Annotated in this window: 25 protein-coding genes; 1 reads left to right on the top strand and 24 read right to left on the bottom strand. The window is 49.0% G+C overall.

Going from position 1 to position 25,539, the window contains the following annotated elements; genetic code table 11:
• Positions 1-3 precede the first annotated feature (3 nt).
• From fliY to sucC, 24 genes are all read right to left on the bottom strand, one after another.
• Positions 4-1,266 (bottom strand): flagellar motor switch phosphatase FliY, encoded by a 1,263-nt coding sequence (fliY, locus tag LQV63_RS01860; protein WP_233695446.1) that lies wholly within the window; start codon positions 1,264-1,266, stop codon positions 4-6.
• A complete protein-coding gene (fliM, locus tag LQV63_RS01855; protein ID WP_019424994.1) occupies positions 1,256-2,254 on the bottom strand; it encodes a flagellar motor switch protein FliM in 999 nt (332 codons plus the stop codon). The genes fliY and fliM overlap by 11 nt, the downstream gene beginning before the upstream one ends.
• 56 nt (positions 2,255-2,310) lie before the next feature.
• Positions 2,311-2,772 carry a flagellar basal body-associated FliL family protein gene (locus LQV63_RS01850; RefSeq protein WP_233695445.1) on the bottom strand — a complete coding sequence of 154 codons (462 nt, stop codon included), beginning with the start codon at positions 2,770-2,772 and terminating at the stop codon, positions 2,311-2,313.
• Complete coding sequence (locus LQV63_RS01845; RefSeq protein ID WP_019424992.1) at positions 2,769-2,993, bottom strand: flagellar FlbD family protein; 225 nt, start codon at positions 2,991-2,993, stop codon at positions 2,769-2,771. The genes LQV63_RS01850 and LQV63_RS01845 overlap by 4 nt, the downstream gene beginning before the upstream one ends.
• A 79-nt stretch (positions 2,994-3,072) precedes the next feature.
• Positions 3,073-3,897 carry a flagellar basal body rod protein FlgG gene (gene flgG, locus LQV63_RS01840; protein WP_233695444.1) on the bottom strand — a complete coding sequence of 275 codons (825 nt, stop codon included), beginning with the start codon at positions 3,895-3,897 and terminating at the stop codon, positions 3,073-3,075.
• Between the two features lie 94 nt (positions 3,898-3,991).
• A complete protein-coding gene (locus LQV63_RS01835; protein ID WP_019424990.1) occupies positions 3,992-4,390 on the bottom strand; it encodes a TIGR02530 family flagellar biosynthesis protein in 399 nt (132 codons plus the stop codon).
• Complete coding sequence (locus LQV63_RS01830) at positions 4,387-4,950, bottom strand: flagellar hook capping FlgD N-terminal domain-containing protein (protein WP_233695443.1); 564 nt, start codon at positions 4,948-4,950, stop codon at positions 4,387-4,389. Before LQV63_RS01830 ends, LQV63_RS01835 begins: the two co-directional genes overlap by 4 nt.
• 46 nt (positions 4,951-4,996) lie before the next feature.
• Positions 4,997-6,412 carry a flagellar hook-length control protein FliK gene (locus LQV63_RS01825; RefSeq protein WP_233695442.1) on the bottom strand — a complete coding sequence of 472 codons (1,416 nt, stop codon included), beginning with the start codon at positions 6,410-6,412 and terminating at the stop codon, positions 4,997-4,999.
• A 30-nt stretch (positions 6,413-6,442) separates the two neighbouring features.
• Positions 6,443-7,387: a MotE family protein gene (locus LQV63_RS01820; RefSeq protein WP_026011417.1), complete on the bottom strand. Its 945-nt coding sequence runs from the start codon at positions 7,385-7,387 to the stop codon at positions 6,443-6,445.
• Positions 7,388-7,432: 45 nt separating this feature from the next.
• Positions 7,433-7,879, bottom strand: a complete 447-nt coding sequence (gene fliJ, locus LQV63_RS01815) for a flagellar export protein FliJ (RefSeq protein WP_019424986.1) — start codon at positions 7,877-7,879, stop codon at positions 7,433-7,435.
• Positions 7,880-7,886: 7 nt separating this feature from the next.
• Positions 7,887-9,215: a flagellar protein export ATPase FliI gene (gene fliI, locus LQV63_RS01810; RefSeq protein WP_019424985.1), complete on the bottom strand. Its 1,329-nt coding sequence runs from the start codon at positions 9,213-9,215 to the stop codon at positions 7,887-7,889.
• Positions 9,205-10,050 carry a FliH/SctL family protein gene (locus LQV63_RS01805; RefSeq protein WP_019424984.1) on the bottom strand — a complete coding sequence of 282 codons (846 nt, stop codon included), beginning with the start codon at positions 10,048-10,050 and terminating at the stop codon, positions 9,205-9,207. The genes fliI and LQV63_RS01805 overlap by 11 nt, the downstream gene beginning before the upstream one ends.
• Positions 10,043-11,056, bottom strand: coding sequence for a flagellar motor switch protein FliG (gene fliG, locus LQV63_RS01800; RefSeq protein ID WP_019424983.1), 1,014 nt, complete (start codon positions 11,054-11,056; stop codon positions 10,043-10,045). The genes LQV63_RS01805 and fliG overlap by 8 nt, the downstream gene beginning before the upstream one ends.
• 5 nt (positions 11,057-11,061) lie before the next feature.
• Positions 11,062-12,642, bottom strand: coding sequence for a flagellar basal-body MS-ring/collar protein FliF (gene fliF, locus LQV63_RS01795; protein WP_233695441.1), 1,581 nt, complete (start codon positions 12,640-12,642; stop codon positions 11,062-11,064).
• A gap of 40 nt (positions 12,643-12,682) precedes the next feature.
• On the bottom strand, positions 12,683-13,000 hold the full coding sequence (gene fliE / locus LQV63_RS01790) for a flagellar hook-basal body complex protein FliE (RefSeq protein WP_019424981.1): 318 nt from the start codon (positions 12,998-13,000) through the stop codon (positions 12,683-12,685).
• Between the two features lie 75 nt (positions 13,001-13,075).
• A complete protein-coding gene (flgC, locus tag LQV63_RS01785) occupies positions 13,076-13,528 on the bottom strand; it encodes a flagellar basal body rod protein FlgC (protein WP_019424980.1) in 453 nt (150 codons plus the stop codon).
• A 9-nt stretch (positions 13,529-13,537) separates the two neighbouring features.
• Positions 13,538-13,942, bottom strand: a complete 405-nt coding sequence (flgB, locus tag LQV63_RS01780; protein WP_019424979.1) for a flagellar basal body rod protein FlgB — start codon at positions 13,940-13,942, stop codon at positions 13,538-13,540.
• A 344-nt stretch (positions 13,943-14,286) separates the two neighbouring features.
• Positions 14,287-15,687, bottom strand: a complete 1,401-nt coding sequence (hslU, locus tag LQV63_RS01775; RefSeq protein WP_019424978.1) for an ATP-dependent protease ATPase subunit HslU — start codon at positions 15,685-15,687, stop codon at positions 14,287-14,289.
• Positions 15,688-15,720: 33 nt separating this feature from the next.
• Positions 15,721-16,263: an ATP-dependent protease subunit HslV gene (gene hslV / locus LQV63_RS01770; protein WP_019424977.1), complete on the bottom strand. Its 543-nt coding sequence runs from the start codon at positions 16,261-16,263 to the stop codon at positions 15,721-15,723.
• A gap of 84 nt (positions 16,264-16,347) precedes the next feature.
• Positions 16,348-17,673 carry an FADH(2)-oxidizing methylenetetrahydrofolate--tRNA-(uracil(54)-C(5))-methyltransferase TrmFO gene (gene trmFO / locus LQV63_RS01765; protein ID WP_233695440.1) on the bottom strand — a complete coding sequence of 442 codons (1,326 nt, stop codon included), beginning with the start codon at positions 17,671-17,673 and terminating at the stop codon, positions 16,348-16,350.
• 115 nt (positions 17,674-17,788) lie between these two features.
• On the bottom strand, positions 17,789-19,879 hold the full coding sequence (topA, locus tag LQV63_RS01760) for a type I DNA topoisomerase (protein ID WP_233695439.1): 2,091 nt from the start codon (positions 19,877-19,879) through the stop codon (positions 17,789-17,791).
• A gap of 27 nt (positions 19,880-19,906) precedes the next feature.
• Complete coding sequence (gene dprA / locus LQV63_RS01755) at positions 19,907-21,106, bottom strand: DNA-processing protein DprA (RefSeq protein WP_325175838.1); 1,200 nt, start codon at positions 21,104-21,106, stop codon at positions 19,907-19,909.
• Between the two features lie 100 nt (positions 21,107-21,206).
• Complete coding sequence (gene sucD / locus LQV63_RS01750) at positions 21,207-22,145, bottom strand: succinate--CoA ligase subunit alpha (RefSeq protein WP_019424973.1); 939 nt, start codon at positions 22,143-22,145, stop codon at positions 21,207-21,209.
• A 27-nt stretch (positions 22,146-22,172) separates the two neighbouring features.
• Positions 22,173-23,333, bottom strand: coding sequence for an ADP-forming succinate--CoA ligase subunit beta (gene sucC, locus LQV63_RS01745; protein ID WP_019424972.1), 1,161 nt, complete (start codon positions 23,331-23,333; stop codon positions 22,173-22,175).
• A gap of 606 nt (positions 23,334-23,939) precedes the next feature.
• Here sucC and LQV63_RS01740 point away from each other — a divergent pair.
• Positions 23,940-25,493 (top strand): YifB family Mg chelatase-like AAA ATPase, encoded by a 1,554-nt coding sequence (locus LQV63_RS01740; protein ID WP_233695438.1) that lies wholly within the window; start codon positions 23,940-23,942, stop codon positions 25,491-25,493.
• Positions 25,494-25,539 lie beyond the last annotated feature (46 nt).

The following is a 25,539-nucleotide window of genomic DNA, read 5'->3' as shown; positions in this document are numbered from 1 at the left end:
ATCTTATTGTAGTTTCTGAATACGATCCCACTGATTGATGATATCTGTGACACGCACGCCGAAATTCTCATCTATGACGACAACTTCCCCTTTTGCAATCAGTTTGTTGTTCACGAGAATGTCGACTGGTTCACCTGCCAGCTTGTCCAACTCGATAATGGAACCTTGCGAGAGCTCCAAAATGTCTTTGATCTGTTTGTGCGTCCTACCTAATTCTACTGTGACTTTGAGCGGGATGTCCAACAATAAATTTAGATTAGATTCATCATTTTGTACATACTGTGCCGGTTGGAAATTTGCAAATTGAACTGGCTGCACATTCAAATTGCGATGGTGTGTCGAGCCAAAAGCCGACGCATTGCCACCATGTGCCTCCATATTTCCCGAAGGCATCGGAGCCGATCCATAAGGCTGCTGCATGACATGCCCTCCTCCCATCATTGGATGGTCATATCCTGCCATTTGCTGCGGTTCAGCCGCTTCTGGAGCTGCATGACTAGCAGGCTGAGCTGGAGGAGCCATCGGAATGTCTGGTTCGACTTGCACAGCAGATGCGGCTGCTTCTGCAGCTGCTTCTGTCGTATCCCCCATCAACATGCGAACCATGTTCTGAGCAAATGGAACCGTTAATATTTGCATAATGGTTGAATCAATCAAGTCGCTGATCGTCAAGCGGAACGATATTTTGACGAGAACATTGTCATCGGGCAGCGTTTCAACACCCTGTCCGTTCGACATATTCAAAATACCAATACCAGGCGGCGAAATGTTAACCATTCGATTAAAGATAGTCGACATCGAAGTGGCCGACGATCCCATCATTTGATTCATCGCTTCCTGAACAGCGCTAATATGAATTTCATTCAATTCTGCGCTATGATTCGTCCCATCACCGCCAAGCATCAAATCGGCGATCACTTGGGCATCCGAGGTTTTGATGACTAAAGAATTGACGCCTTCAAATCCCTCTACATATCGAACGTGCACCGCCACGTGCGGCTTTGGAAACTCATTTTCCAAGTTTTCACGCTTCAAAAGCGTAATCCGCGGCGTCGTGATTTCTACCTTTTTGCCTAATAGCGTAGATAGCGCCGTTGCCGCACTGCCGAACGTAATATTTCCAATTTCACCAAGCGCATCGGTCTCGATCGGATTTAAATATTTTTCTATGGAAGGAGTCTCAGCTTCCTCAGCAGACGGTCCATCACTCGATATTTTTAACAATGCGTCGATTTCTTCCTGCGACAAGTAATCCTTACTCGTCATGCTCTTCCACTCCCTCATCCACGACTTGCTCGATTTGTACAGCTACACGATCTTTTATCACGCCAGGAGAACCTATATATTTCACGCGGTCACCCACTCGAATCATCAAGCCGTTGTCAACCGGTTTGTTCAATGCGATGACATCTCCGATGGATAACTGCATCATTTCCTGCACCGTAATTTGAGATGTGCCCAGTTCAACGGAGATAGGCAGTTTTGCTTTTGTCACCCGTTGGCGTAATTTTTCGACTTCAATCGGTTCCCGCGTTTTTTTCTCTGATACGAACCAATGATGCACCGAAAGCTTCGGCATAATTGGCTCAATCACGACGTGCGGAATACATAAGTTAATCATCCCCGTCGTATCTCCGATTTTAGTGCTTAGAGAGATAAGTGCGATCGTCTCGTTCGGTGATACGATTTGCATAAATTGAGGATTGGTCTCAAGCGCTTCGAGTCTTGGTTGAATATCTAGCACATTCTTCCAAGCTTCCTGCAAGCTATCGAACGCCCGGCTAAAAATGCGTTCCATCACCGTCGTCTCAATTTCGGTTAAAGCATTAATCTTGGAGGGTGCCGTGCCAGCACCGCCCAGCATGCGATCCAGCATCGCATATGCGACGTTCGGATTCACTTCCAATACCATCCGGCCTTTGAACGGCTCTGCCTCAAAAATGTTCAAAATCGTCATTTTTGGAATAGACCGGATAAATTCATCATACGGCAGTTGTTCGACTTGAACGACGTTGATTTGCACAAATGTACGTAATTGTGCGGAAAAATAAGTCGTTAAGTATCTGGCAAAATTCTCATGGATGCGTGTCAAACTGCGAATGTGGTCCTTTGAAAAACGAACGGCACGCTTGAAATCGTACGAACGGATTTTACGCTGGGTTTCCTCTTTTTTCAGTTCCTCCGCATCCATTTCACCAGAGGACAGCGCCGCAAGCAGGGCGTCAATCTCGTTCTGCGATAGCACGTCTACCAATCGTTTCACCCCCTTACAGGATTCAGCTGCAACATGTGTGTCATGCTCAAATGCCTTTAAATGCGAGTCATGATGAAATCAGTTAAATCGACTTGAATTACTTTGCCTTCAGGCAATTGTTTGTTAATAAGGTCGAGCAACTTCGCACACAACTGATCTTGACCCTTCATTCCTTGTAACTCTTCCGGTTTCATATCAGCCAAAGTTCTCAAAATTAACGGTTTGATGCGCAAATCTTTAATCTTGTCGAATTGCTCTTTTGTCTTTTTGTTGTCCAACTGGAACGCAAAGCCAGTCAATGCGACATAGTCGCGGTCAGCCAGGTTTGTTTTGATGTCACTCATGATCGATGTCATCTCCACAATCTCATCGGCCGATAATCTTGCGATATGAACATTCCCCTGCTGTGCTTGTCCCGCTTGCGGCTTGCCGCCCGAATTAGTAATCATAATGACGACAAGAGCGATAAGCGTCAGTGCGAGCAGCAATGTAATCATCCACGGCAACATTCGTTTCATGGTTGTCCCTCCGATAAATCAGTCTTCTTCGTCCCGGCAATAATTCCGACGGAACGTATGTATTGTTCAATAAGGCTAATGACTTCAGGGCCTTTTTCCAGCACAATGATTCTCTTCCCTGTCGTTAACGAAATGTACGTATCCGGTGTTTCTTCGACAGATTCAATGAGCAGTGCGTTCACCCAAATGGGCGACCCATTCAGCCGTGTAACGGATATCATCCTATTCCTCCCTTAATGAACCGTCCGTATCTCCCGATGCCGTGCGGCATCAGGAGATGGGTGCGATTAGTCTATAAGTTTATCGTTTTAAGTTAACAACCTCTTGGAGGACTTCATCGGACGTCGTAATAATACGTGAGTTCGCTTGGAAACCGCGCTGCGCTACGATCATTTCCGTAAATTCTGCCGTCAAGTCCACGTTGGACATTTCCAGCGCCCCGGCAATGATTGCGCCGCTGCCCGTTTCGGGATCGTTTGCTGCACCAACCGTGATTTCACCATCCGCGATCGCGTTCGGAGTTGCGCGGTACAGATTGCCGCCGATCTTCTCCAAGCCTTCTGGGTTCACGACTTTGACGATCCCGATAGAGGTGCCGGTCCCTTCGGTGGTTCCGTCGGCACGCTTCGCCATAATCTCCCCGTTCTGCGAGATCGAGAACTCGACGATATCTTCTTCCAGTTGAATCGGAGCGCCGCCGGAATCAAGCACTCTCAGACCATCCACATTAACGAGGTTGCGTTCTGCATCAAGGTGGAAGTCGCCTGCGCGAGTCAGGAACGGCGCTTCCTGAGCTTCTTCACCTAGCGAGAGGGCGAAGAAGCCGTCGCCGTCGATGCGCAAGTCAAGCGGACGGTACGTCATCATGGCGCTGCCTTGGGTATGCACGTTATCGATAGCCGATATCGCAACACCCAAGCCGACTTGCTTCGCGTTAATACCGCCGCTGCCTTCGTCACTTGGCGCTGTCGTTCCGCTCATCGTCTGGCTCATGATGTCCTTGAACATGACGCGCCCTTGTTTGAAGCCGACCGTGTTCACGTTCGCGATGTTGTTCCCGATAACGTCAAGTTTGGTTTGAAAACCGCGCATACCTGAAACACCCGAATACATGGATCGAATCATTTATTAATACCCCCCCAAATTGTTGGCTCACTTCTGTCGTTCCATGAGCCCATGGCCTCCTGCTCGGTCCGGCCTTGTTTCATGCACTGCTTGCTTATTTCATTAAAATGGCGCTGTCGATTTGCGTAAACACATGGTTCTGCTGAGATGCTTGATCTAAGGCTGTAATGACGGTGCGCGATTTGACGTTTACGATAAACGCTTGATTATCGACGATGATAAGCGACTGACGCGACCCTTTGTCTTCCGCCTGTTTGACCGCTTGCTGCATCTTGTTCATCATGTCCGCAGACATGACCATGCCGCGTTCCTGCATTCTTACCTTCGCATGGTGGCTGAACTGCACATCCTCTGTACGTGTCAGCTCATGCTGCAGCATTCGCTGGAAGGAAGTGTCCTTACCAATCTGCTCCCGCTGCGGTGTCCGCTGGGCGCTCGTTCCCTGGATGGGTCCCGCAATGCCTATATGCCCCATTGCCCCGTGGATGTTCATGCGTTTCCTTCCGGCTGCTGCGGCTGCTCTGGCTGTTCCGGAGCAGGCGGTACTTCATTGTTGCCTTCGTCCGGGTTGCCCTCTGTTTCCGGTGTCCGAATTTCGGAAATGGTGTTCAAATCGACCTCGTCTTTTCCTACCTTGGCATAAGGGATGCCTTCTCGGACAATGATCGATTCGACGATGCCCGTCTTCACGCTTTCCTTCGGCTTGTTCTGGTCGTTTCCAATCTTGACGGTCATCGATTCTTTCTCCGATGCAATCCATGTGATTTCTTTGCCTATCAAACTGGAAGACATCCCGAGCGCCTGCTGCATCGAGCCCAATTGCTTTTGAATGTTCATCAGCTGCTCCACCGAACTGAACTGCGCCATTTGCGCAATGAAGTCCCGATCCTGCATCGGCTGCATCGGATCTTGGTTTTGGAGCTGTGCGATGAGTATCTTCAGGAACTCGTCTTTTCCCAGTGTGTTGTTGCCGTCCTTCTTTTTGACTAGTTTGGAGTTCTCCACACTATAGTTCGGCCAGGTGACTTTATTGAATGTAACGTCAGAAGCCATCCTACACCTCCTTACCCGTTTCTTGAATGGCAGCGCATGTGTTCATTTACACGCTGGCAGTAAACGTTGAGTTCTCATGCAAATCTTGCTGAGCTTTAGCTTCAAGCGCTTCATTCAGTTCATCGATTTCCGATGCTTTGCGTTGCTTCGAGCTTCGCTCAGAGGTTTGCTGACGATTGGCATTCGGCTGTCTCTGTTCCTGGAACATCGAGGATGACAGAGCAGAAGCCGGCTGCTGCGACACTTCAAGCTTGTCTACTTGAATGCCTTGGGTTTGAAGAGCGCCGCGCAAGAGCGACATTTGTTGCTCCAGCATATCCTTAGCCATACCGTGTTCCGTCATGAAGCGTGCCGTCAATTGACCGTTTTGCATCGTTAGGCGGACATCAACCTGACCTAAGTGCTCTGGGTACAATGATATTTTCGCTTCGGACACATTACCCAGCTTGCTGAAGCGAAGCTGCTTCACCACGAAGCCAGCCATTTCGTCGGCGAACCGATCTGCATGAACGACCGGGATTTGCTTTGCAGTGTTAATCCCTTCTTGGCGCAGCGCTAACTGGCCCGCTGTCGTGACCTGGTTAGGATGAGCCTGGAGCTCCACGTCTGCCGTGCTGTCGCTTGAATCGGCCGCCAATGCATTGCTCTGTACAGCCGGAGCGTTCAATACAGTTCCGAGCATGTTATTCTGTGCGCCATTGAGATGAGCTGCAAAGGTCGTGCCTTGCACAGGTGTCGTAGTGTTGCTCTCCACAGCTTGATTCAATGCGTTGGACAGCTGCTGAATCCACTTGACTGCCTCGGCCGAACGCCCAACATGTCCATTATTAGTGATAGAAGCTTGCACGAGCGGTTCAAAGCCTTCGTCATTCGTTTGCTGCAATGCAGACTGGTCTTTCCGTTGAGTTAAACCAGATGCATGCTCGTTGCTCACAATAGCTGCGGTTAATGTTCCATTCAGCAAGTGTTGTACGGATTGTCCGTCTTCACCTTCTCCTTGGGCCATAAGCTCAGACAACTGTTGCATAACATCGCGGACAGCAAGAGTAATCGTCTCAGGCTGCTCCGTCAGCGCTTGAATATTACCCGCTGCATTTGCTTCTGCAGATGGTTGGGCGGATAGCCATTGCTGTGCCTGAAGCACCCATTGCTGCAGCGCAGCCAATAACTCCGGGTTTGCTTCCAGCTGCTCATCCGCCAACTTCAACGGTTCGGCAAATAATTGGTCCAACGCAGCTGCTAATTGTTCTGTTTCCCCTTGAAGCAGATTGCCCAATCCTTCTTGCGTGACGAACAACCCGTTGGGATTGTTAGCGGAAGCAGCCTGCTCTCCGGTGCCATTCATACATTGCGACAAGGAAACCCAGAAGTTCCCCTCACCTGCTCCGGTTCCTTTGGCTTGTACACCACCGAGGAACGAAGCCGCATTGCTGGCTGACACGTTGGATATTGCTCCTGACATATTTATTTCACCTCCTTCCGTTAATGCTTTTTAATTGCTAGGCAGCAGCTTCGACACCAATTTGGCCGTCGCTTCCTTGTCTGCATCGGTCATCGCATTAAGCAGTCTGGAACGCGCTGCATCGTCTACAGCGTTCAACACCGCCAATGCTTTATCCGGGCTGATCTTAGCCGTTTCCAACAAAATGCTGGCACCGCTCTTTGGCGTCATATTAGCAAACGTTTGGCTAAGTTGCGTACGATCCAGCCCTGTGCTGGCTTGCTTCGCAGTCTCATTCTTTTTCAGCCTTGACTGCAGCGCCTTAATTTTCAAATCGTCAGCTGGCTTTACGTCTTTTAGCATAATGGAAGCTTCAGCAGCCACCTTCGGATTCATCTTCTCCAGCACTTTCACGCGGTCTTCTTGCTTCATCGCGTCAAGGACGAGAACGAGCTCTTCTTTCGACAAATTTTCTAATACCGGAGCGGCTTTGCTCGGCATCATTTTCGCATACATATTCGCTAAGTCTTTAATTTGCCGATCGTACTCTTCAGATGAAGCCGTTTCTTCTTGGCGTTTTTGCTTCACCTCTTGCAGTTGCTTGGACAAATCGCCCACTTTGCCTTCAAGCGACTTGCGCTCGTCTGCCAAGTTGCGTAAATCCGCGTCCTTCGAGGCCAATAACGCTTTTAATTCCGTAATTTGTTCGGCTTGTTCCTTCTCCACGTCTTTCTTCTCTTTTTTCTCCTTCTTTTCATCCTTCTTTTCATCCTTCTTATCGTCGGACTTATCTTGATCAGAGGAGATCCATTCGTTCACAATTGGAATTTGCTCAGCTAAGGACAGCACATGATTGCGCCAATTCGCATTAAACAATGTAAGCAGCACAGCTATGAGCACAATCGTAAACAAAATGGGGGTCGCAAAGAACAAAAACCGTTCAAAACCCGAATAATTGCTTTCCTTTTCTTCTGTCTTCATCTCTGACACCGTCATCCCTCCTGCTGAAGCGGCGGGGTCGAACCGTCTTCCGTCGTTGTTCTAGCGAGCGGCCATATGATAACGGACGGTAGCGAGTTCGTCCAATTCGTTTTGCTCCCATAACGCCATTTGACGTTTAAAGTTTGTCTCCGCTTTTTCTCGAGCCTTTGTCCATACCTTTTCATCGGTCATTCGTTCGGCAAGCTTGCTTTGCTTGTCACGAACTTGTATTTCAGCCGAATAGACCCGCTTGCGAGCAAGATGAACTTGACCTTCCAGGTGAGATATGTACTGCTGCCATGCTTGTATGTCCGCAGCCGGCGCACATGCGTCGATGCTTTGCTGCATTTTCTTCCTGACTGACTCCATTTCCAGAAGGCAATGCTGCAATTGCTTCTCTTCCGCTTGCAAGCGTCCCATCGCTTCTGACAATATCCATTCCGCTTGTTTTTTTTCGTTTGTCTTTAGATCAAGAACTTTTTGAAACGAATACTGAAAAGCCCGCACCGTCTAGTCAACTCCCCGGAAATTGCAGTAGTAGTCGTTCGATTGTCTCTTCATACGGAGCACGCTCTTCAATGCGCTGCTTCGTAAAGGCATGAATGTCTTCGATATATTGCATGGCCTCATCAATTGCCGGATTGCTGCCCGGCTGATAGGCGCCGATATTGATTAAATCTTCTGATTCGCGGTAGACCGCTAATAGTCGCTTGAGCCGTTCAGCCGCAAGCTGATGCTCCTGTGGCACGATATCCTTCATGACCCGGCTGATGCTTGATAGTACATCAATCGCCGGAAAGTGTCCCTTGTTCGCGATATTGCGATTCAGCACGATATGACCGTCCAAAATTCCACGCACTGCATCGGCAATCGGTTCATTCATATCGTCTCCGTCCACCAATACGGTATAGAACGCCGTAATCGAACCGCTCGGGCCCGTTCCGGAACGTTCCAACAGCTTAGGCAAGCTCGCAAATACGGAAGGGGTATATCCTCGCGTTGCAGGCGGTTCACCGACAGCTAGTCCGACTTCGCGCATGGCCATCGCGTACCGAGTGACCGAATCCATCATGAGCATGACATTCATGCCCCGATCCCGGAAATACTCGGCAATGGTCGTAGCAATGAGCGCCCCTTTAATGCGCACGAGAGCCGGCTGGTCCGAAGTAGCGACGATGACGACCGAACGAGCCAACCCTTCCGGGCCCAAATCCCGCTCGATAAATTCAAGCACTTCGCGGCCGCGTTCACCAATGAGAGCAATGACGTTGACATCGGCAGCCGTATTGCGGGCAATCATGCCGAGCAGCGTGCTCTTTCCCACGCCGGAGCCGGCAAAGATACCTACACGTTGACCATTGCCAATCGTCAATAGTCCGTCGATCGCTCGTACGCCGACACCGATAGGTTCGCGAACACGCGGGCGTTGGAGCGGATTGGAAGGGATATTCGTCGTCGAATAGTGCGGCATCCGTGTCGGCAAAAACGAGCCATCCAACGGTTGCCCTAATCCGTCCAGCACTTTACCGAGCAGCTCCGAACCGACGGAGACACTTAACGGCTTTCCGGTCCCGACTACGTCGCAGCCGGGACCGATCGACTGCAGATCTCCCAAGGGCATAAGCAGCACTTTGTTATCCCGGAATCCAACCACCTCGGCCAGCAACGGCTCACTGCCCTTGCTTGGATAGATGTGACAGACTTCACCTACGCTGGCGTCCGGTCCTTCGGATTCCACCATCAAGCCGATTACTTGCGTCACCTTGCCGTTTACGCGGACAGGATCGATGCGCTGCAAATAATCTATATACTTGTTTGAATTCCATTTGTAATCAAGACTCATCGCCGTCGCGCTCCTCATGCTGCATTGCAACCTGCATTAACGCCTTTTTGATTTCGGCAAGCTGCGTATCGATTCGTGCATCAATACTGCCCAATGCTGAACGTACGACACATCCGCTATCATGGACACTGGAATCCGGAATAATTTGCAGTTCCGCTTGCGAATCCACTGCCAGACTCAACTCTTCGCGCGCCGCATGAACGTAAGCGAATTGTTGAGGCGACACGCATACCGTAATCGTTCCGCTCTCCCGTTTGCGGGAGAGTGTCTTGCGGACCATTTCGACGGCAATATCGGGTTCCAATGCCAACTGCCGCCCAATGACCTTTTCAGCTACCGAACAGCTAAGCGATACTACAAATGGCTCCGCCTCTTGAATAATCTGTTCTTTCGCCTTATAGGCTTGCTCCAATACAGCCTGCGCCTCGGACAGCTTGCGTTCATAAGCCTGCTGAATTTCCTGCTCCGCTTGCTGCATTCCTTCTTGATAACCTTGCGCATAGCCTGCTTCCCGCTTCGACTCTACTAACGCCTCGTCACTTCCACGCCGTTCTTCCCACCAGGCATCGATCTCAGAACGCGCCTCTTCCAACATGCGTTCGGCTTCTTCCGTAGCGCTCTTCAGATGTTCTTCGGCAAACGACTGCGCGTCATCCAAAATCGATTGGCGCAGATTGGCCAGCTCTTCATCTTGATTAAGGACGATTTCTTCCGTCAGTGGTTGGGGAGCGGGAACGTCATCCGCCACCTGCTGTTGCTGATGGCGACGAACCGCTTCCAGCATTCTCATCTGTTCTACAGGGACATACTGAGATGATTTGATGACGTTAGACAACGATATCATCTCCTCCACCACGCGCAATGATGATCTCGCCTGCTTCCTCTAAGCGGCGAATAGTAGACACGATACGGGTCTGTGCTTCTTCCACATCACGCAGCCGTACAGGACCCATAAATTCCATTTCTTCTTTGAAGGTATCCGCCATACGTTTCGACATATTGCGGAAAATAACTTCGCGAACTTCTTCACTTGCCACTTTAAGCGCCAATTGAAGATCTGCATTATCAATGTCACGAATAATGCGCTGTATTGAGCGATTGTCGATATTGACAATATCCTCGAATACAAACATTCTCTTCTTGATTTCTTCTGCCAGCTCCGGATCTTGAATTTCGAGAGAATCCAAAATCGTCCGTTCTGTACCACGGTCGACACCATTCAAAATCTTAACGACAGACTCGATGCCGCCGGCACTCGTATAATCTTGCGTCACTGTCGAGGAGAGCTTCTGCTCCAGCACCCGTTCGACCTGATTGATGACTTCTGGCGATGTGCTGTCCATCAGTGCCACCCGTCTAGCGACATCCGCTTGTTTCTCCGGTGACAAGGAAGATAGAATGGTCGAAGCCTGCTCCGTTTGCAAGTAAGATAGCACCAATGCAATCGTTTGAACATTTTCGTTCTGAATAAAGTTGAAAATTTGTGACGCATCCGCTTTACGGGCAAAGTCAAACGGTCTCACTTGCAGCGTTGCAGTAAGGCGATTGATAATATCAACCGCTTTTTGCTGCCCTAACGCCTTCTCCAATATTTCCTTCGCGTAACTGATGCCGCCTTGCGAAATGTATTCCTGTGCCAAGCAAATTTGATGAAACTCGCCCATCACGGATTCTTTTTCAGCCGCGTCGACTTTACGCACATTCGCTATTTCCAGAGTCAGCTGCTCTATTTCTTCATCTCTCAAATGTTTAAATATTTGGGCTGACACTTCCGGCCCGAGCGTGATGAGCAAAATCGCCGCTTTCTGTCTGCCCGTTAAGCCGTAACTACTTTTGACCATTGTGCTCACCTCGATTCATCAACTAGCCATGTACGCAGCAATTTGACAAATTCGTCCGGCTTTTTCTTTGCCAAGCCTTCCAATTGTTTGCGCACTTGATGCTCGCCTGTTACATTTTCCAAATCTATCGATGGAAGCTCTACGTGCGTCGGCAGCGACAGATCTGGCTCGTAGACCTCTTCTTCACGTCTGCGTCGACGTACGACCGCATAGGCAATTCCTCCCACAACTGCTAGTAATGCAAGCGCACCCGCGCCATACCATACCCAGTTGGAGATGCTCTTATTGTCCGATACTGTTCCATCTTTAGCACCATTTTGAGTCATAACAGAAACTTTTTGCGTTAGATCAACGTCTGTATATGTAGTGCCGGAATCTTTCAATTGTGCGCCAACGATGTTTCGCAGCACTTTTTCAATCGCTTGGATTTGCTCGGCGCTCACGTCAACGGAGTCAACCGCGGCGTGAATGGTTAAATCTTTAACAGCATATGGACTAGCTTCAATCGTGTTCTTGATTCGATTCACGTCGTAATTAATAGTGCGCTGAGATTTCTCGGATGTCGCGTCTCCGCTTCCAGCAGCTGACGGATAATTTGTCACTTCTCCGTCACCAACACCGGCAACTCCGCTTTCTTGTGCGCCTTTGCCGCTGTATGATTCCTGAAGCTCTTGAACGCTTATCTCGATACCCTTCATCTCTTCTGTATTCACAGGAGTGACCAGGTCTTCTTGCTTGACAACTTTGTCGAAGTTCAATTTTGCCGACACAAGCACGCTGATCTTGTCTGAAGGAATAAATCCATTCAAGAAATCTTGCACTTTCATGCGTATGTCGTTTTCAAATTTACGTTGTATCTTTAGCTGCTCGTCTACTTCTCCGAAGATGCTCTTCGAACCGCCTCCGATAGTATCCGAGGCAAAGATAGGGCCTTCATCGCTAGAGATAGTAATATTATCAATGGCGAGATGTGGAACCGCAGTCTTTACGAGATTGAAATAGCCGTCTACGGCAGCTTGGTTCGGTTGATATCCTGGTTTGAACTTCATCACAATCGAAGCGGAAGCTTGCTCTTGATCAGGTGTCGCAAACACGGTTTCTTTAGGCAGGTTTACAATTGCCTTCGCGTCCTGTATCCCTTGCATTTGACGAAGCAAGCGCTCAATTTCACCGTTAAGGGCATTGTTGTAGCGAACATCGAATACGTTGTCCGTCATACCGCCCATTAATCCGTCAGCACCGAACGATTCGAAGCCAATCGATCCATTCTTCACAATCCCTTGGGCTCCGACATCCACTTTTACCTTCGCTGCTGAGGCGCTTGGAACGGAAATTTGCGATCCGTCGGTACTCAATTGATACGGGATGCTGTTGCCGTTTAAATATTCGATAATGCCAGCCGCATCGTTAGAATTCAAATCTTTGAAAGCAAGTTCATACTCAGTCTTAGAAAACTGAAAAGTTAAAATAATAACAGCTAAAATCAGAAATCCAACGGTCGAAAACAGTAATATTTTTTGTTTCTTACTAAATTGAGTCCAATATTGCGAGATTCGCTCTCGATATTGGTTCACTTTTTCACTCACTCCACGTCACCCCACCAAAACTATGTAAGACAAAACGCCGTTACATCTGCATGCGCATAATATCTTGATACGCTTCGATAACCTTGTTGCGTACCTGCGTTGTCAGCTGCAAACTTAGAAGCGCACGCTCTGAGGCGATCATGAGTTGATCGACATCAACTTCACCAAGAATAAACTGGTCATTCATTGCCTGTACTTGCTGTTCCTGAGTATCGACTTGCTGAAGAGCATCTGAAAGAAAATTCCCAAAGGACTTTGTCACTTCTGCAGGTGTAGCAGCTTTATTGGTCAATGACGCTGCTGCAGAGGATGTAGTAGGTGTTATCATTTGCAATGGTAGCATCGTATTCTGTATCATTCTCTTCTCCTCCTATGGTGATGAACGGCTCTTTACGTTGTTAGCAGAGGTTGTTCAACTCGCATTAGTAGTCAATTATCCTTTGCCTATTTCCAATGCTTTCATGACCATGGACTTGGACGCATTGAGCGCCGTCACATTCGCTTCATAAGAGCGTGTTGCCGCAATCATATCGACCATCTCTTTCGCCATGTCGACATTTGGCAAAGAGACGTAGCCGTTCTCATCTGAATCAGGATGGGTCGGATTGTATACCAGTTTAAAATCAGATGCATCTTCTTTAATTTGCGTCACTTTGACACCTCTGGTTGCGGATTGCCCTTCCATAGCAGACTGCAGAGTTTGTTTGAATGACGATTCCGTTGGTGACATCACTACGACCTTGCGGCGATATGGCACGAACTTCCCGTCTACAAATTGTGCTCGCGTCGTGTCTGCATTGGCAATGTTAGAGGAGATTACGTCCATACGCAACCTTTGGGCGGTTAAGCCGGACGCGCTAATTTGAAAGCTATTGCTGATCTGCATGGCTTATGTCTACCTCCTAACGTCCATAGCGGTTCTCACCATATTAATCTGGTGGTTCAATTGCTTGACAAACGTGTAATATCTCAACTGATTCTCCGCCTGCGCTGACATTTCCCGATCCATGTCGACATTATTCCTGTTATTCCCCATTGTCGTCATCTGATCTTGAACGATCCGTGGGGTCGGTGTCGACTGAACAGGACCGATATAAAAATGTCTCTCGTCTGTGCGACGTCCCTGGAGGCTGCCGCCGCTCATCTGATCACGCAAAATAGATTCAAATTGAACGTCTGAACGTTTGAAATAAGGTGTATCGGCATTCGCAATGTTGTTAGCTGTCGCATTTTGCCTTGCTACGGAAGCTTGAATGGCTCCTTCTAACCGTTGCGCATGAACGCCATTCAATAAGTTCACGATGACCCCTCCTGATCTAGTTTAAATTTAAAGCAACTAAAAAAACTATTCCACTTTTCTGACGTTTCTCCTTCTTTTTCGACAAAATATTTATTTCTTTTACATGAGACTAAGGGCCTTGTATGTTCGCAAAATCATATTCTGATAAAAACATTTTACGTTCTTCATAATGTGACAGAAGAAGATAATTAACGCCATACCTATCATCTTAAACTTTGAGTTATAACACAATAAGAAAAAAGCCCTATCTTTCAGTCTGAAAGTCAGGGCATTTTTCGAATAGTTTGTCGAACAATTTGTCGACGACAAACTTCTATGAAATTCGTCACATTTTTCACAAAAATTTAAAGGATATACTGACTTAAATCTCGATTTTGAGCAATATCTGACAATTTCTCGCGTACATACTCTGGTGTGATTTGGAATTGTTCCAACGTAAGTTCAGGCGCTTCAAAGGATAAATCCTCAAGTAGCTTCTCCATAATTGTATGGAGACGTCGCGCACCGATATTTTCCATATTTTGGTTCACCGCAGCTGCCGTCCGCGCGATTTCCCGGATTGCTTCGTCTGTAAATTCAACATGTAAGTTCTCAGTCTTAAGAAGTTCCACATATTGCTTCGTCATAGCGTTCTGCGGCTCCGTCAAGATAGAAACGAAATCATCCAAGGTCAAGCTGCTCAATTCGACACGAATCGGGAAGCGCCCCTGCAATTCAGGAATGAGATCGGACGGCTTCGCGATATGGAAAGCACCCGCGGACATGAACAGCACATAGTCGGTCTTAATCGGCCCGTACTTAGTCATTATCGTGGAACCTTCAACTATTGGCAATATGTCCCTCTGTACGCCTTCACGGGATACGTCAGGGCCTGATCCGCGACCGCTGGAGGCGATCTTGTCGATTTCGTCAATGAAAATAATCCCGGATTGCTCCGCACGGCGAATCGACTCTTGAATGACATCATCCATATCGATCAGCTTGGCGGCCTCTTCCTGGGTCAACACTTTGCGAGCCTCTCTGATGGTCAGCTTGCGCTTCTTCATCCGCTTTGGCAGCAAGTTGCCGAACATCTCCTGCATATTCATCCCCATCTGTTCATTACCCTGTCCAGAGAGGAAATCAAACATGTTAGGAGCCGCTTCTTCGACATCGATTTCGATCGTATCGTTCTCTAAATTTCCCGACAACAAATCAAAACGAACTTTACGGCGCTGCTCTTGTATGTTCGGATCCGGCTGTTTTTCTTGTTCTGCTGTTTGATTCTGATTATTCTGGCCGAATAGCATCTCGAACGGGTTGCGCCCGTTCTTGTTCGTGCTGGAGGATGGAACAAGCAAATCGACGATACGCTCGTTGGCCATTTCTTCGGCCTTATCCTTCACTTTCTCCGTTCGCTCCAGCTTCACCATGCGGATAGCAGTCTCTACGAGATCGCGCACCATCGATTCCACATCTCGGCCCACATAGCCGACTTCGGTAAATTTGGTCGCCTCGACCTTCACGAAAGGAGCATTAACCAGCTTTGCCAGACGGCGGGCAAGCTCTGTCTTCCCGACTCCGGTAGGCCCAATCATCAAAATATTTTTTGGCACAATCTCGTCTTGAATCGATTCGTCCAGCAAGCTGCGGCGGTAGCGATTGCGAAGTGCGATGGCAACTGCACGCTTCGCTTTTTTCTGGCCGACGATATACTTATCCAATTCCGTGACAATTTGTCGTGGTGTCCATGCTTGTTGATTCATTGTTATCCCTCCGCTCGTTTCATCCTCACGGTATTATAGTTCCTCAATCACCAGATTATCGTTCGTGTACACGCATATTTCACTCGCAATATGCAATGAGGCCTCAGCCATTTCTCGCGCCGTCATCTGTGGAGAATGACGCTTCAACGCCCTAGCCGCCGCCAATGCGAATGAGCCTCCAGAGCCGATCGCGATGACGTCATCATCCGGTTCAATAATTTCGCCGCCGCCGGATACAAGCAGCATATGACTGCCGTCCATCACAATCATGAGCGCCTCTAGCTTGCGCAGCACTCGATCCTGGCGCCAATCCTTAGCTAACTCTACAGCAGCCCGCTGCAGGTTGCCATGATGCTCTTCTAATTTGCCTTCAAATTTCTCGAATAATGTTATGGCATCGGCGACCGAACCCGCGAAACCAGCCAACACTTGACCGCGAAACAAACGGCGAACCTTGCGCGCATGCTGCTTCATCACCATGTTATTCCCAAACGTCACTTGTCCGTCGCCAGCGATCGCAGCTTGACCGTTATGTCTTACCGCACAAATCGTTGTCGCATGAAATTGATATTCCATATGCTTCAACCTCCTGTCTTATGAAAATGGAAAGGAAACAGACGTGCACATTATCGGCCGCTGCTTCCTCACCTCGTCTAGCTGTTATTTCGACATGATGCCTTGCTCTTCTTGGTACGCGCGCAGCATATCCAGCGCACGATGAGCGATAGCTTCATTCTTCTCTTTCTTGTTGCGAATACGCTTCTCAAGCGGCGGGAACAGTCCGAAGTTCGCATTCATCGGCTGAAAATGCTTGAAATCCGCCGTCGTAATATAATGCGCCATGCTTCCTAGGGTCGTTCCTTGCGGGAAGAGAAGACCATCACGCTGCAAGGCATAGCGTGCCGAATTAAGGCCGGCAATCAATCCCGATGCCGCTGATTCCACGTACCCTTCCACCCCGGTCATTTGTCCGGCGAAAAAGAGAGATGGTTTCCCTTTGAATTGGTATGTCGGTTCCAATAGTTTAGGTGAGTTGATAAAGGTGTTGCGGTGCATGACTCCGTATCGCACAAATTCTGCATTCTCCAATCCCGGAATCATCTGGAACACACGCTTCTGCTCGCCCCACTTCAAATGCGTCTGGAAACCGACCATGTTATACAGTGTACCTGCAGCATTGTCTTGACGAAGCTGCACCACGGCAAATGGTGTCTTGCCCGTATGCGGGTCGATTAGACCGACAGGCTTCATCGGCCCGAACAAAGCGGTCTGTCTGCCTCGGCTCATCATTACTTCGATAGGCATGCAGCCTTCGAAATAGACCTCTTTCTCGAACTCCTTCAGTTCGGCTGTCTCCGCTGTGATGAGCGCCTCATAGAAAGCGTTGAACTCCTCCTCGTTCATAGGACAGTTCAAATAAGCAGCCTCGCCTTTATCGTAACGTGAAGCCAAGTACACTTTGTTCATATCTATCGTGTCTTTCTCAATGATGGGGGCAGCGGCATCGTAAAAATAAAAATACTCTTCGCCCATCAGTGCCTTGATGCTTTCCGACAGCGATGGTGACGTTAATGGCCCGGTAGCAATTACGGTAATGCCTTCGCTCGGAATGTCCCCCATTTCCTCGTGCCGCACATCAACGAGCGGGTGCTCCTTCAGCGTACGCGTGATTTCGTCGGAGAAGCCTTCCCGATCTACAGCCAATGCGCCTCCCGCAGGAACGGCGTGCTTATCGGCTGCCTTCATAATGAGCGAGTTCATCATGCGCATTTCTTCCTTTAATACGCCGACCGCGTTGGTCAGGCCATTCGCACGCAAGGAGTTGCTGCATACCAGCTCTGCGAAGCGATCCGTATGGTGAGCAGGTGTCTGCTTCACTGGCCGCATCTCGTACAGCGTTACCGCAACACCCTGTTCTGCAATTTGCCATGCCGCTTCACTACCAGCTAAGCCGGCACCGATGACGGTTACCCTCGGCTTATCCATCTTATTTATTTCCCCCTCAGTTGCTTTAACCTGGATGCAACATCCAACCATTATATTTGTAGGTAGTTCAAAAAGTGGCCTGTTTGGACATGCATTTCACTCTGCTCGTCTTACGTTATTCATCATCAGAATCTTGCACCATCTCCGAATGCTCGCATTGCGTACACTGCAGCTTCGTGCCTTGCTTGCTTCGCTTCTCAATCATCAAGCTGCTGCAGGCAGGACATGGCTTAAGCGAAGGTCTATCCCACATGACGTGGTCGCAATCCGGATAGCGGTCGCAGCCATAGAAGACACGGCCTTTCTTGCTTCTGCGCTCAACGAGCTTTCCTTCATTGCATTTCGGGCATGCTACACCTGTATCCTTCACAATCGGACGAGTGTTGCGGCAATCCGGGAACCCGGAACAAGCAAGGAACTTACCGAACCGTCCCATTTTATAAACAAAATGACGTCCGCATTTCTCACAAATTTCGTCCGAAACCTCGTCTTCAATTTCAATTTCTTTCATTTCTTCTTCCGCGACGGTCAACCGCTTCTCGAACGACTCATAGAACTCAGCAAGCACCTTTACCCAATCCTGCTGTCCTTCTCCCACATGGTCAAGGTCTTCCTCCATATGGGCAGTAAATTCCACATCCAATATTTCAGGAAAAAATTGTTCCATTTGCTGAATGACGAGTTCTCCCAATTCTGTCGGAACGAATTTCTTCTCTTCAATGGCGACATAGCCCCGCTTCTGAATCGTTTCGAGTGTCGGAGCATATGTGCTCGGACGGCCGATGCCCAATTCTTCCAGCGTCTTGACGAGACGCGCTTCCGTGTACCGCGGAGGCGGTTGAGTAAAATGCTGCTTCGGTTCAATCTGCTCCTGCTTCATCTTGTCTCCAGCAGCAAGCGGCGGCAGAAACTTATCATCTTCCACAGCCCCATCATCGCTGCCCTCGACATACACTTTCATAAAACCAGGAAAACGAACCTTGGAGCCATTAGCACGGAACGTCGTCGTTCCAGCTTTGATATCCACTGTCATCGTATCCATAACAGCTGAAGTCATCTGACTGGCTACGAATCGTTCCCAAACTAACTTGTATAGTCGAAATTGGTCGCGGCTCAGAAAAGACTTCATCTGTTCTGGACTACGCAGTATCGAGGTTGGACGTACTGCTTCATGCGCATCCTGCGCATTTGCAGCTTTCTTCACGTACTGTCTCGGTGTTTCAGGTACAAATGCTGCGCCATATTGCTCTTTAATGTACTCACTCGCTTCTTCTTGAGCGCTAGGAGCAACCCGGTTTGAGTCTGTACGCATATACGTGATCAAACCTACTGTGCCCTCTTTACCGAGGTCTACCCCTTCATACAGCTGCTGAGCGACGGACATCGTCTTTGCAGCACGGAAGTTCAGCTTGCGGGCCGCCTCCTGCTGCAAGGAGCTCGTCGTGAACGGCGCAGAAGGATGTCGGAGCCGTTCTTTCTCCTTCACTTCGCTAACTACAAAGTCTTGATCTTTAATCGCAGCCAACACTTCGTTTACTTCAGACTCTTTCTTAAGCTCTTTCTTTTCTCCGTTCAGCCCATAAAACCTTGCTTCAAACATCGATTTACCGGCACATAACTTTGAAGTGATCGTCCAGTACTCTTCCGGAATGAACGCATCGATTTCGTTCTCTCGATCAATAATCAGCTTGACAGACACCGACTGCACGCGTCCTGCAGACAAGCCCTTCTTTACTTTTTTCCATAGCAGCGGGCTAATCTTATAACCGACCAGCCGATCAAGAATCCGTCTTGCTTGCTGTGCATGAACGAGGTCCATGTTAATTTGACGCGGTGTTTTGAATGCATCCTTCACTGCTTGCTTCGTAATTTCATTGAACACGACACGACATGATTCCGACTCATCCAAATCAAGAGCATGAGCCAGATGCCACGCGATCGCTTCACCTTCGCGATCGGGGTCAGCTGCAAGATAGACTTTTTTCACTTTCTTGCTGGCGTCCTTCAATTCTTTCAGGACACTGCCCTTTCCTCTTATCGTAATGTACTTCGGCGCAAAGTCATGTTCTATTTCAACGCCGATTTGACTTTTTGGCAAATCGCGAACATGCCCCATCGACGCTTTTACGATATATTTACTGCCTAAATATTTACCAATTGTCTTGGCCTTCGCAGGCGATTCGACAATGACTAGTGAATCCGCCATAGGCGCATCCTCCTCTCCAACACACCTTTACATCCATACTGAACAATATACGGCCCCTTGGGCCTCTCGGATTCGCTTTTTTAACTGTAAGGATAACAAAATATGATGCAGCTCTGCAAATGGCACTCCACTGCGAAGCAAAAGTTCATCAAAAGAAGCTTCTTGTTCACTAATGAGTTCATACATTCGCTGCTCTTCATCCGTAAGTGGTTCTTCCAATATAGAGTCGACCGTTTCATTATTGTACGGTGAAGGGACCATTGTCAACCAGCCCGAGTATTCTTCCACGATATCACTGGCCGTTGCGACCGGCTTGGCACCTTGTTTCAACAGTCGAAACGTGCCCTTAGACTTGGGGGATGTTATAGGGCCGGGAACGGCAAATACGTCCCGGGATGCTTCAAGCGCGCTATCTGAAGTAATTAACGCTCCACTTCTGTCATCTGCCTCTACGACGACCGTACCAAGTGTCAGACCTGCAATGATGCGGTTGCGCCGCGGGAATAAGCCTGGATGCGATGGGGTATCGAGTGGATATTCCGATATGACTATGCCGTTCGCGGCAATCTTCTCTGCAAGCACTCTATGCTCAGGAGGATAAATATGGGTAAATGGCGTACCCATTACCGCTACTGTCCGACCTTGCTTGAGAGCGCCTTCATGGCTCGCTGCGTCGATCCCCTTTGCCAGTCCGCTTACTACGATGAATCCAGCTTGCGTTAACTGTTCTGCCAACATCCCCGCTACTTTCTTGCCATACACGGTCGGGTTGCGGGTTCCGACCATCGCGATTGAAGTTTCGGATAGTATGTCCCAATCTCCTTTTCCGTAAATAATCCAAGGAGGCTGAGCGGTTTCCTTCAATAGAAATGGGTACTCGTCATCCAAAATGCTGATCCATTCGATCTCTTGCTGTTCTGTTACTATCAATCTTTGCTCCAATCGTTCCGAGCGAAATTGTGCAGCCAATCGTTCGGCGATACTGGGCTTCAACCCCAAATCGAACCAATGCTGTACGGAGCGGTCAAGCCAATGATGTAAGGCAATCATGCCTATTCTCTCGCGTAACGAATGAATCGTATGCCATCCAATACCTTGCGCTTCGTGCAAAGCAAACAATAGTTGTTGTTCCGTCCAATCGCCCATCTTATTCTTCCCTTCCTTGTCGGGAAGCGCGTCTCCGCTTCCCTTATTTTGCTTGAGATGCCCGCAGATTGCAAGCGTCAAGTATATAATCCGTTGAAATTAATGACATTAATGGTAAAAAAAATAAAAAGCAACCTTTCCAACACCTGTAGGTGTACGAAAGGTTGCTTACCTTGCGTTATTACTTATGAACGTGAGTGGTGCACTTCTCAAGCAAACCGCGCTCTTCGAGCACGGATACGAGCGTGCTGCCCATTTCCGCAGGAGTCGGCGCTACCTTGATGCCACAAGATTCGAGCTTAGCCGTCTTCTCCCCTGCAGTTCCTTTACCGCCGGAAATAATTGCTCCCGCGTGACCCATACGTTTGCCTGGAGGCGCTGTTGCTCCTCCGATAAAGCCGACTACAGGCTTCTTCATATTCGCTTGTACCCACTCGGCCGCTTCTTCCTCTGCCGTACCGCCGATTTCACCGATCATAATAACGGCATGCGTATCCGGATCTTCATTGAATAGATGCAATATATCAATAAATTCAGAACCTTTAACCGGATCGCCGCCGATTCCGACTGCCGTCGATTGACCGATGCCGCGCGTCGTCAATTGATGTACGGCTTCATATGTGAGTGTTCCGCTTCTGGATACGACCCCAACGTGGCCCGGTGCATGAATGTAACCCGGCATAATGCCGATTTTGCATTCGTTTGGCGTAATGACACCAGGACAGTTCGGTCCGATAAGAACCGTGCGTTTGCCTTCCATATATCGCTTCACTTTAATCATGTCGAGTACCGGAATGCCTTCTGTAATACAGATAACAAGCTCTAAATCCGCATCCACCGCTTCCATGATGGCATCTGCCGCAAACGCAGGCGGCACATAAATAACACTTGCCGTCGCATCTGTCGCAGTCTTTGCTTCAAGCACGGTATTATAAACTGGCAAAGTAACTACTTCACCGTTATCAAGCGTTATATCAACGGTCGTTCCGCCCTTGCCTGGAACAGCCCCCGCTACCATCTGTGATCCGTATTCCAGACCGCCTTTTGTGTGGAACATACCTGTAGCGCCAGTCATGTTCTGAGTAATGATTTTCGTATCTTTATTGATTAAGATGCTCATCGCACACTCATCCTCTCGTCAGCGAAATTATTGAACCAATGCGACAATTTTCTGCGCTCCGTCAGCCATTGAATCCGCTGCCACGATATTCAAACCGGATTCATTCAGGATCTTTTTGCCGAGAACTACGTTCGTCCCTTCCAAGCGCACGACAAGCGGACGGTCCAATCCGATTTGCTTAGCAGCTTCGACTACGCCGTTCGCAATGACGTCGCAGCGCATGATGCCGCCAAAGATGTTGACGAAGATACCTTTTACGTTTTCATCCGACAAAATGATCTTAAAAGCTTCCGTAACTTTCTCCGTCGTCGCACCGCCCCCTACATCAAGGAAGTTGGCCGGTTCGCCGCCGTAATATTTGATGATATCCATCGTAGACATCGCCAGTCCCGCACCATTTACCATGCAGCCGATGTTGCCGTCAAGCGCGATGTAGCTCAGATCGAACTTGGAAGCTTGAATTTCCTTCTCGTCCTCTTCATCCAAATCACGCAGCGCCTGAATATCCTTGTGACGGAACAGCGCATTCGAATCGAAGTTCAGCTTCGCGTCAAGCGCCATCACTTGACCGTCACCAGTAACGACGAGGGGATTGATTTCTGCAATCGAGCAGTCTTTGTCGACGAAGGCTTGGTACAAGGCAAGCATGAACTTGACCGCCTTGTTGACCAGTTCGGACGGTATATTGATTGCATATGCCAGCTTCCGCGCTTGGAACACCTGAAGACCGACTGCCGGGTCGATCACTTCCTTCACAATCTTTTCCGGCGTAGCTGCGGCCACTTCTTCGATCTCTGTTCCACCTTCTTCTGAAGCCATCATAACGACGCGACCTGTTGCACGATCAACGACGACTCCAACGTAATACTCTTTCTTGATGTCGCAGCCTTGTTCGATTAAGAGGCGTTTAATTTCTTTGCCTTCCGGACCTGTTTGATGCGTCACGAGCACTTTACCCAGCAATTCCTGCGCATATGACCGCACGTCATCCAAGCTCTTGGCAATCTTAACGCCACCCGCCTTACCACGACCGCCTGCATGAATTTGCGCCTTCACAACGACAACGGACGTTCCCAATTCCTCAGCCGCTTGGACGGCTTCCTCTACCGTAAAAGCAACCTTACCGTTCGGAACAACAACGCCATATTGCTTCAATACTTCTTTGCCCTGATACTCATGAATATTCATTGTGCATCCCCCTATCCGATTCTTTGCCTCATAAGCCGTTTCCGACGTGAAGCACAGCGTGAAGGACGATTCGAAAGTCGCTTCAAATCCTCTTCTTGCCTTTGCGGAGCGTCCGTGAAGGTTGGGAAGCGCTTACTCTGCTTCGGCACACCTTGAACAACGGAAAATATATACAATCCGAATACATTCTATCATGAATCTAAAACGCTTTCCTCTCATTTTCGTCAAGAATGTACATTTTTTTGATATGATTATCATCTCTTTTTGAGATTAATAGGAAGATCTGCTCGATTTGCCAGCTTTTTATTGCTGAAAATTGACGAATTCTCTCTATTTATCTATAATAGTGTGTGTTCAAAAGAATAATTTTCAGCACCGAGAAGTATACTTTTTCGCAAGAAAACTTCATCAGAGCATAATCTCTTCAAGAGTGAATGCAAGATTCGATATCGAAATAGCACCAGATGATTTTCGTAATATAAAGGAATTTTTTTGAACAGCCTCTAAAATGAGGTGATTCGCTTTGCGACGGTAGATAAGGAAGCACCTTTCCCTCGCATTCTGGCCACAGAGCCTGGAATGATGGAAGGAGAGGTGTTATTTGTTATGTACGGCAGTTTATGGAGCGCTTCTATTTATGGAGTGGAAGGACGACTCATTCGTGTCGAAATTGATATTTCGCCTGGTTTACCGCAAGTGACAATTGTCGGCTTGCCAGACGCAGCGGTACGCGAATCCGTAGAACGGGTGCGTGCGGCTATCCGCAACTGCGGCTGGACGTTCCCGTTGGAGAGAATCACCATTAATCTGGCACCAGCCGATTTGCGCAAGGAAGGCACGTCATTTGACATGGCCATGGCAATTGGCTTGTTATGCACGAGCGGGCAGATTCCTAGTGAACCGTTTCAGAATATGGTGTTCATCGGTGAGTTGGCATTGGACGGATCAACAAGAGCGATTCCGGGAGTTCTGTCCTTGGTGGATGAAGCCAAACGGGAACATTTCAAGCAGGTGATGGTGCCCGCGGACAATGCAGGCGAAGCGAAGCTTGTCGAAGGAGTCGACATCTTCCCTATGCGGCATTTACAGGAGCTTCGCGAGATTAGCACCTCAGCGGATTTGCCACGTCTTCACATGGAGGAAGCTGCGGCGGATGACCGATACTCCAGCTTGGACGAGTTACCCTCGTTCATTGAGGATTACGCTGATGTCCACGGCCAACTTCACGTGAAACGCGCGATTACGATAGCCGCTGCAGGCATGCACAATATTTTGCTGAGCGGGCCGCCCGGAACAGGGAAGACGATGTTGATCCGCCGGCTTCCGACCATCCTCCCCCCAATGAACGATGAAGAGGCGTTGGAAGTATCGAAAATTTACAGCATTTCTGGAAAGTGGACGCAGGCAAGCCAAGGACTGTTGCGGCACAGACCGTTTCGTGCTCCGCATCATTCTATATCACCGGCTGGTCTTATCGGCGGAGGTTCCGTTCCTAAGCCAGGGGAAATCAGCCTGGCCCATCGCGGCGTGCTTTTTCTCGACGAGTTCCCCGAGTTTCCACGTACAGCGCTGGAGGTGCTTAGACAGCCGTTGGAGGAACGCAGCGTAACGATTGGCCGCGCCCGCGCCGTATTCCGCTTCCCAGCCCATGTGATGCTGGCTGCTTCGATGAATCCTTGTCCTTGCGGTTTTGCCGGTTCCATAACGGGTACCTGCCGCTGCTCCCCTAGACGCTTAGAGCAATACCGCGGCAAGATCTCGGGACCGCTGCTCGATCGCATCGACCTTCAGGTCGACGTCCCCCGTGCTCCGCTAGCAGAATGGACGGGCAATTCTCTCAGTTCAGCGGACATGCATGATCACGTGATGCGTGCGCATGAGAAGCAGGCAGAACGCTATGCCGGACTAGCGATTCGTTTCAACAGCGAGCTATCCGGTTCTTATTTGAAGCGCTATTGTTCGATTACTGCCGAAGCCGCATCGACGCTGCAGCAAGCCTATGACAAGCTTGGCTTAAGCATTCGTGCCCATGACCGGCTGCTTAAGCTGGCACGCACGATCGCAGATGTGGAGAACAGCGGAGCGATTGAGCTGGCCCACATTGCCGAGGCCATACGCTATCGCACGCTGGATCGAAGATGGGATACGGAAGCATTATAGCTAGGTATGAATAGAAGCCCCTTGGTTTAACTCGCTCCCACGAGTG

The sequence above is a fragment of the Paenibacillus profundus genome (assembly GCF_021369635.1).
GTDB lineage: Bacteria > Bacillota > Bacilli > Paenibacillales > Paenibacillaceae > Paenibacillus_B > Paenibacillus_B profundus.
The sequence above is the reverse complement of the archived record's forward strand: the minus strand, read 5'-3'. Positions and strand labels throughout refer to the sequence as shown.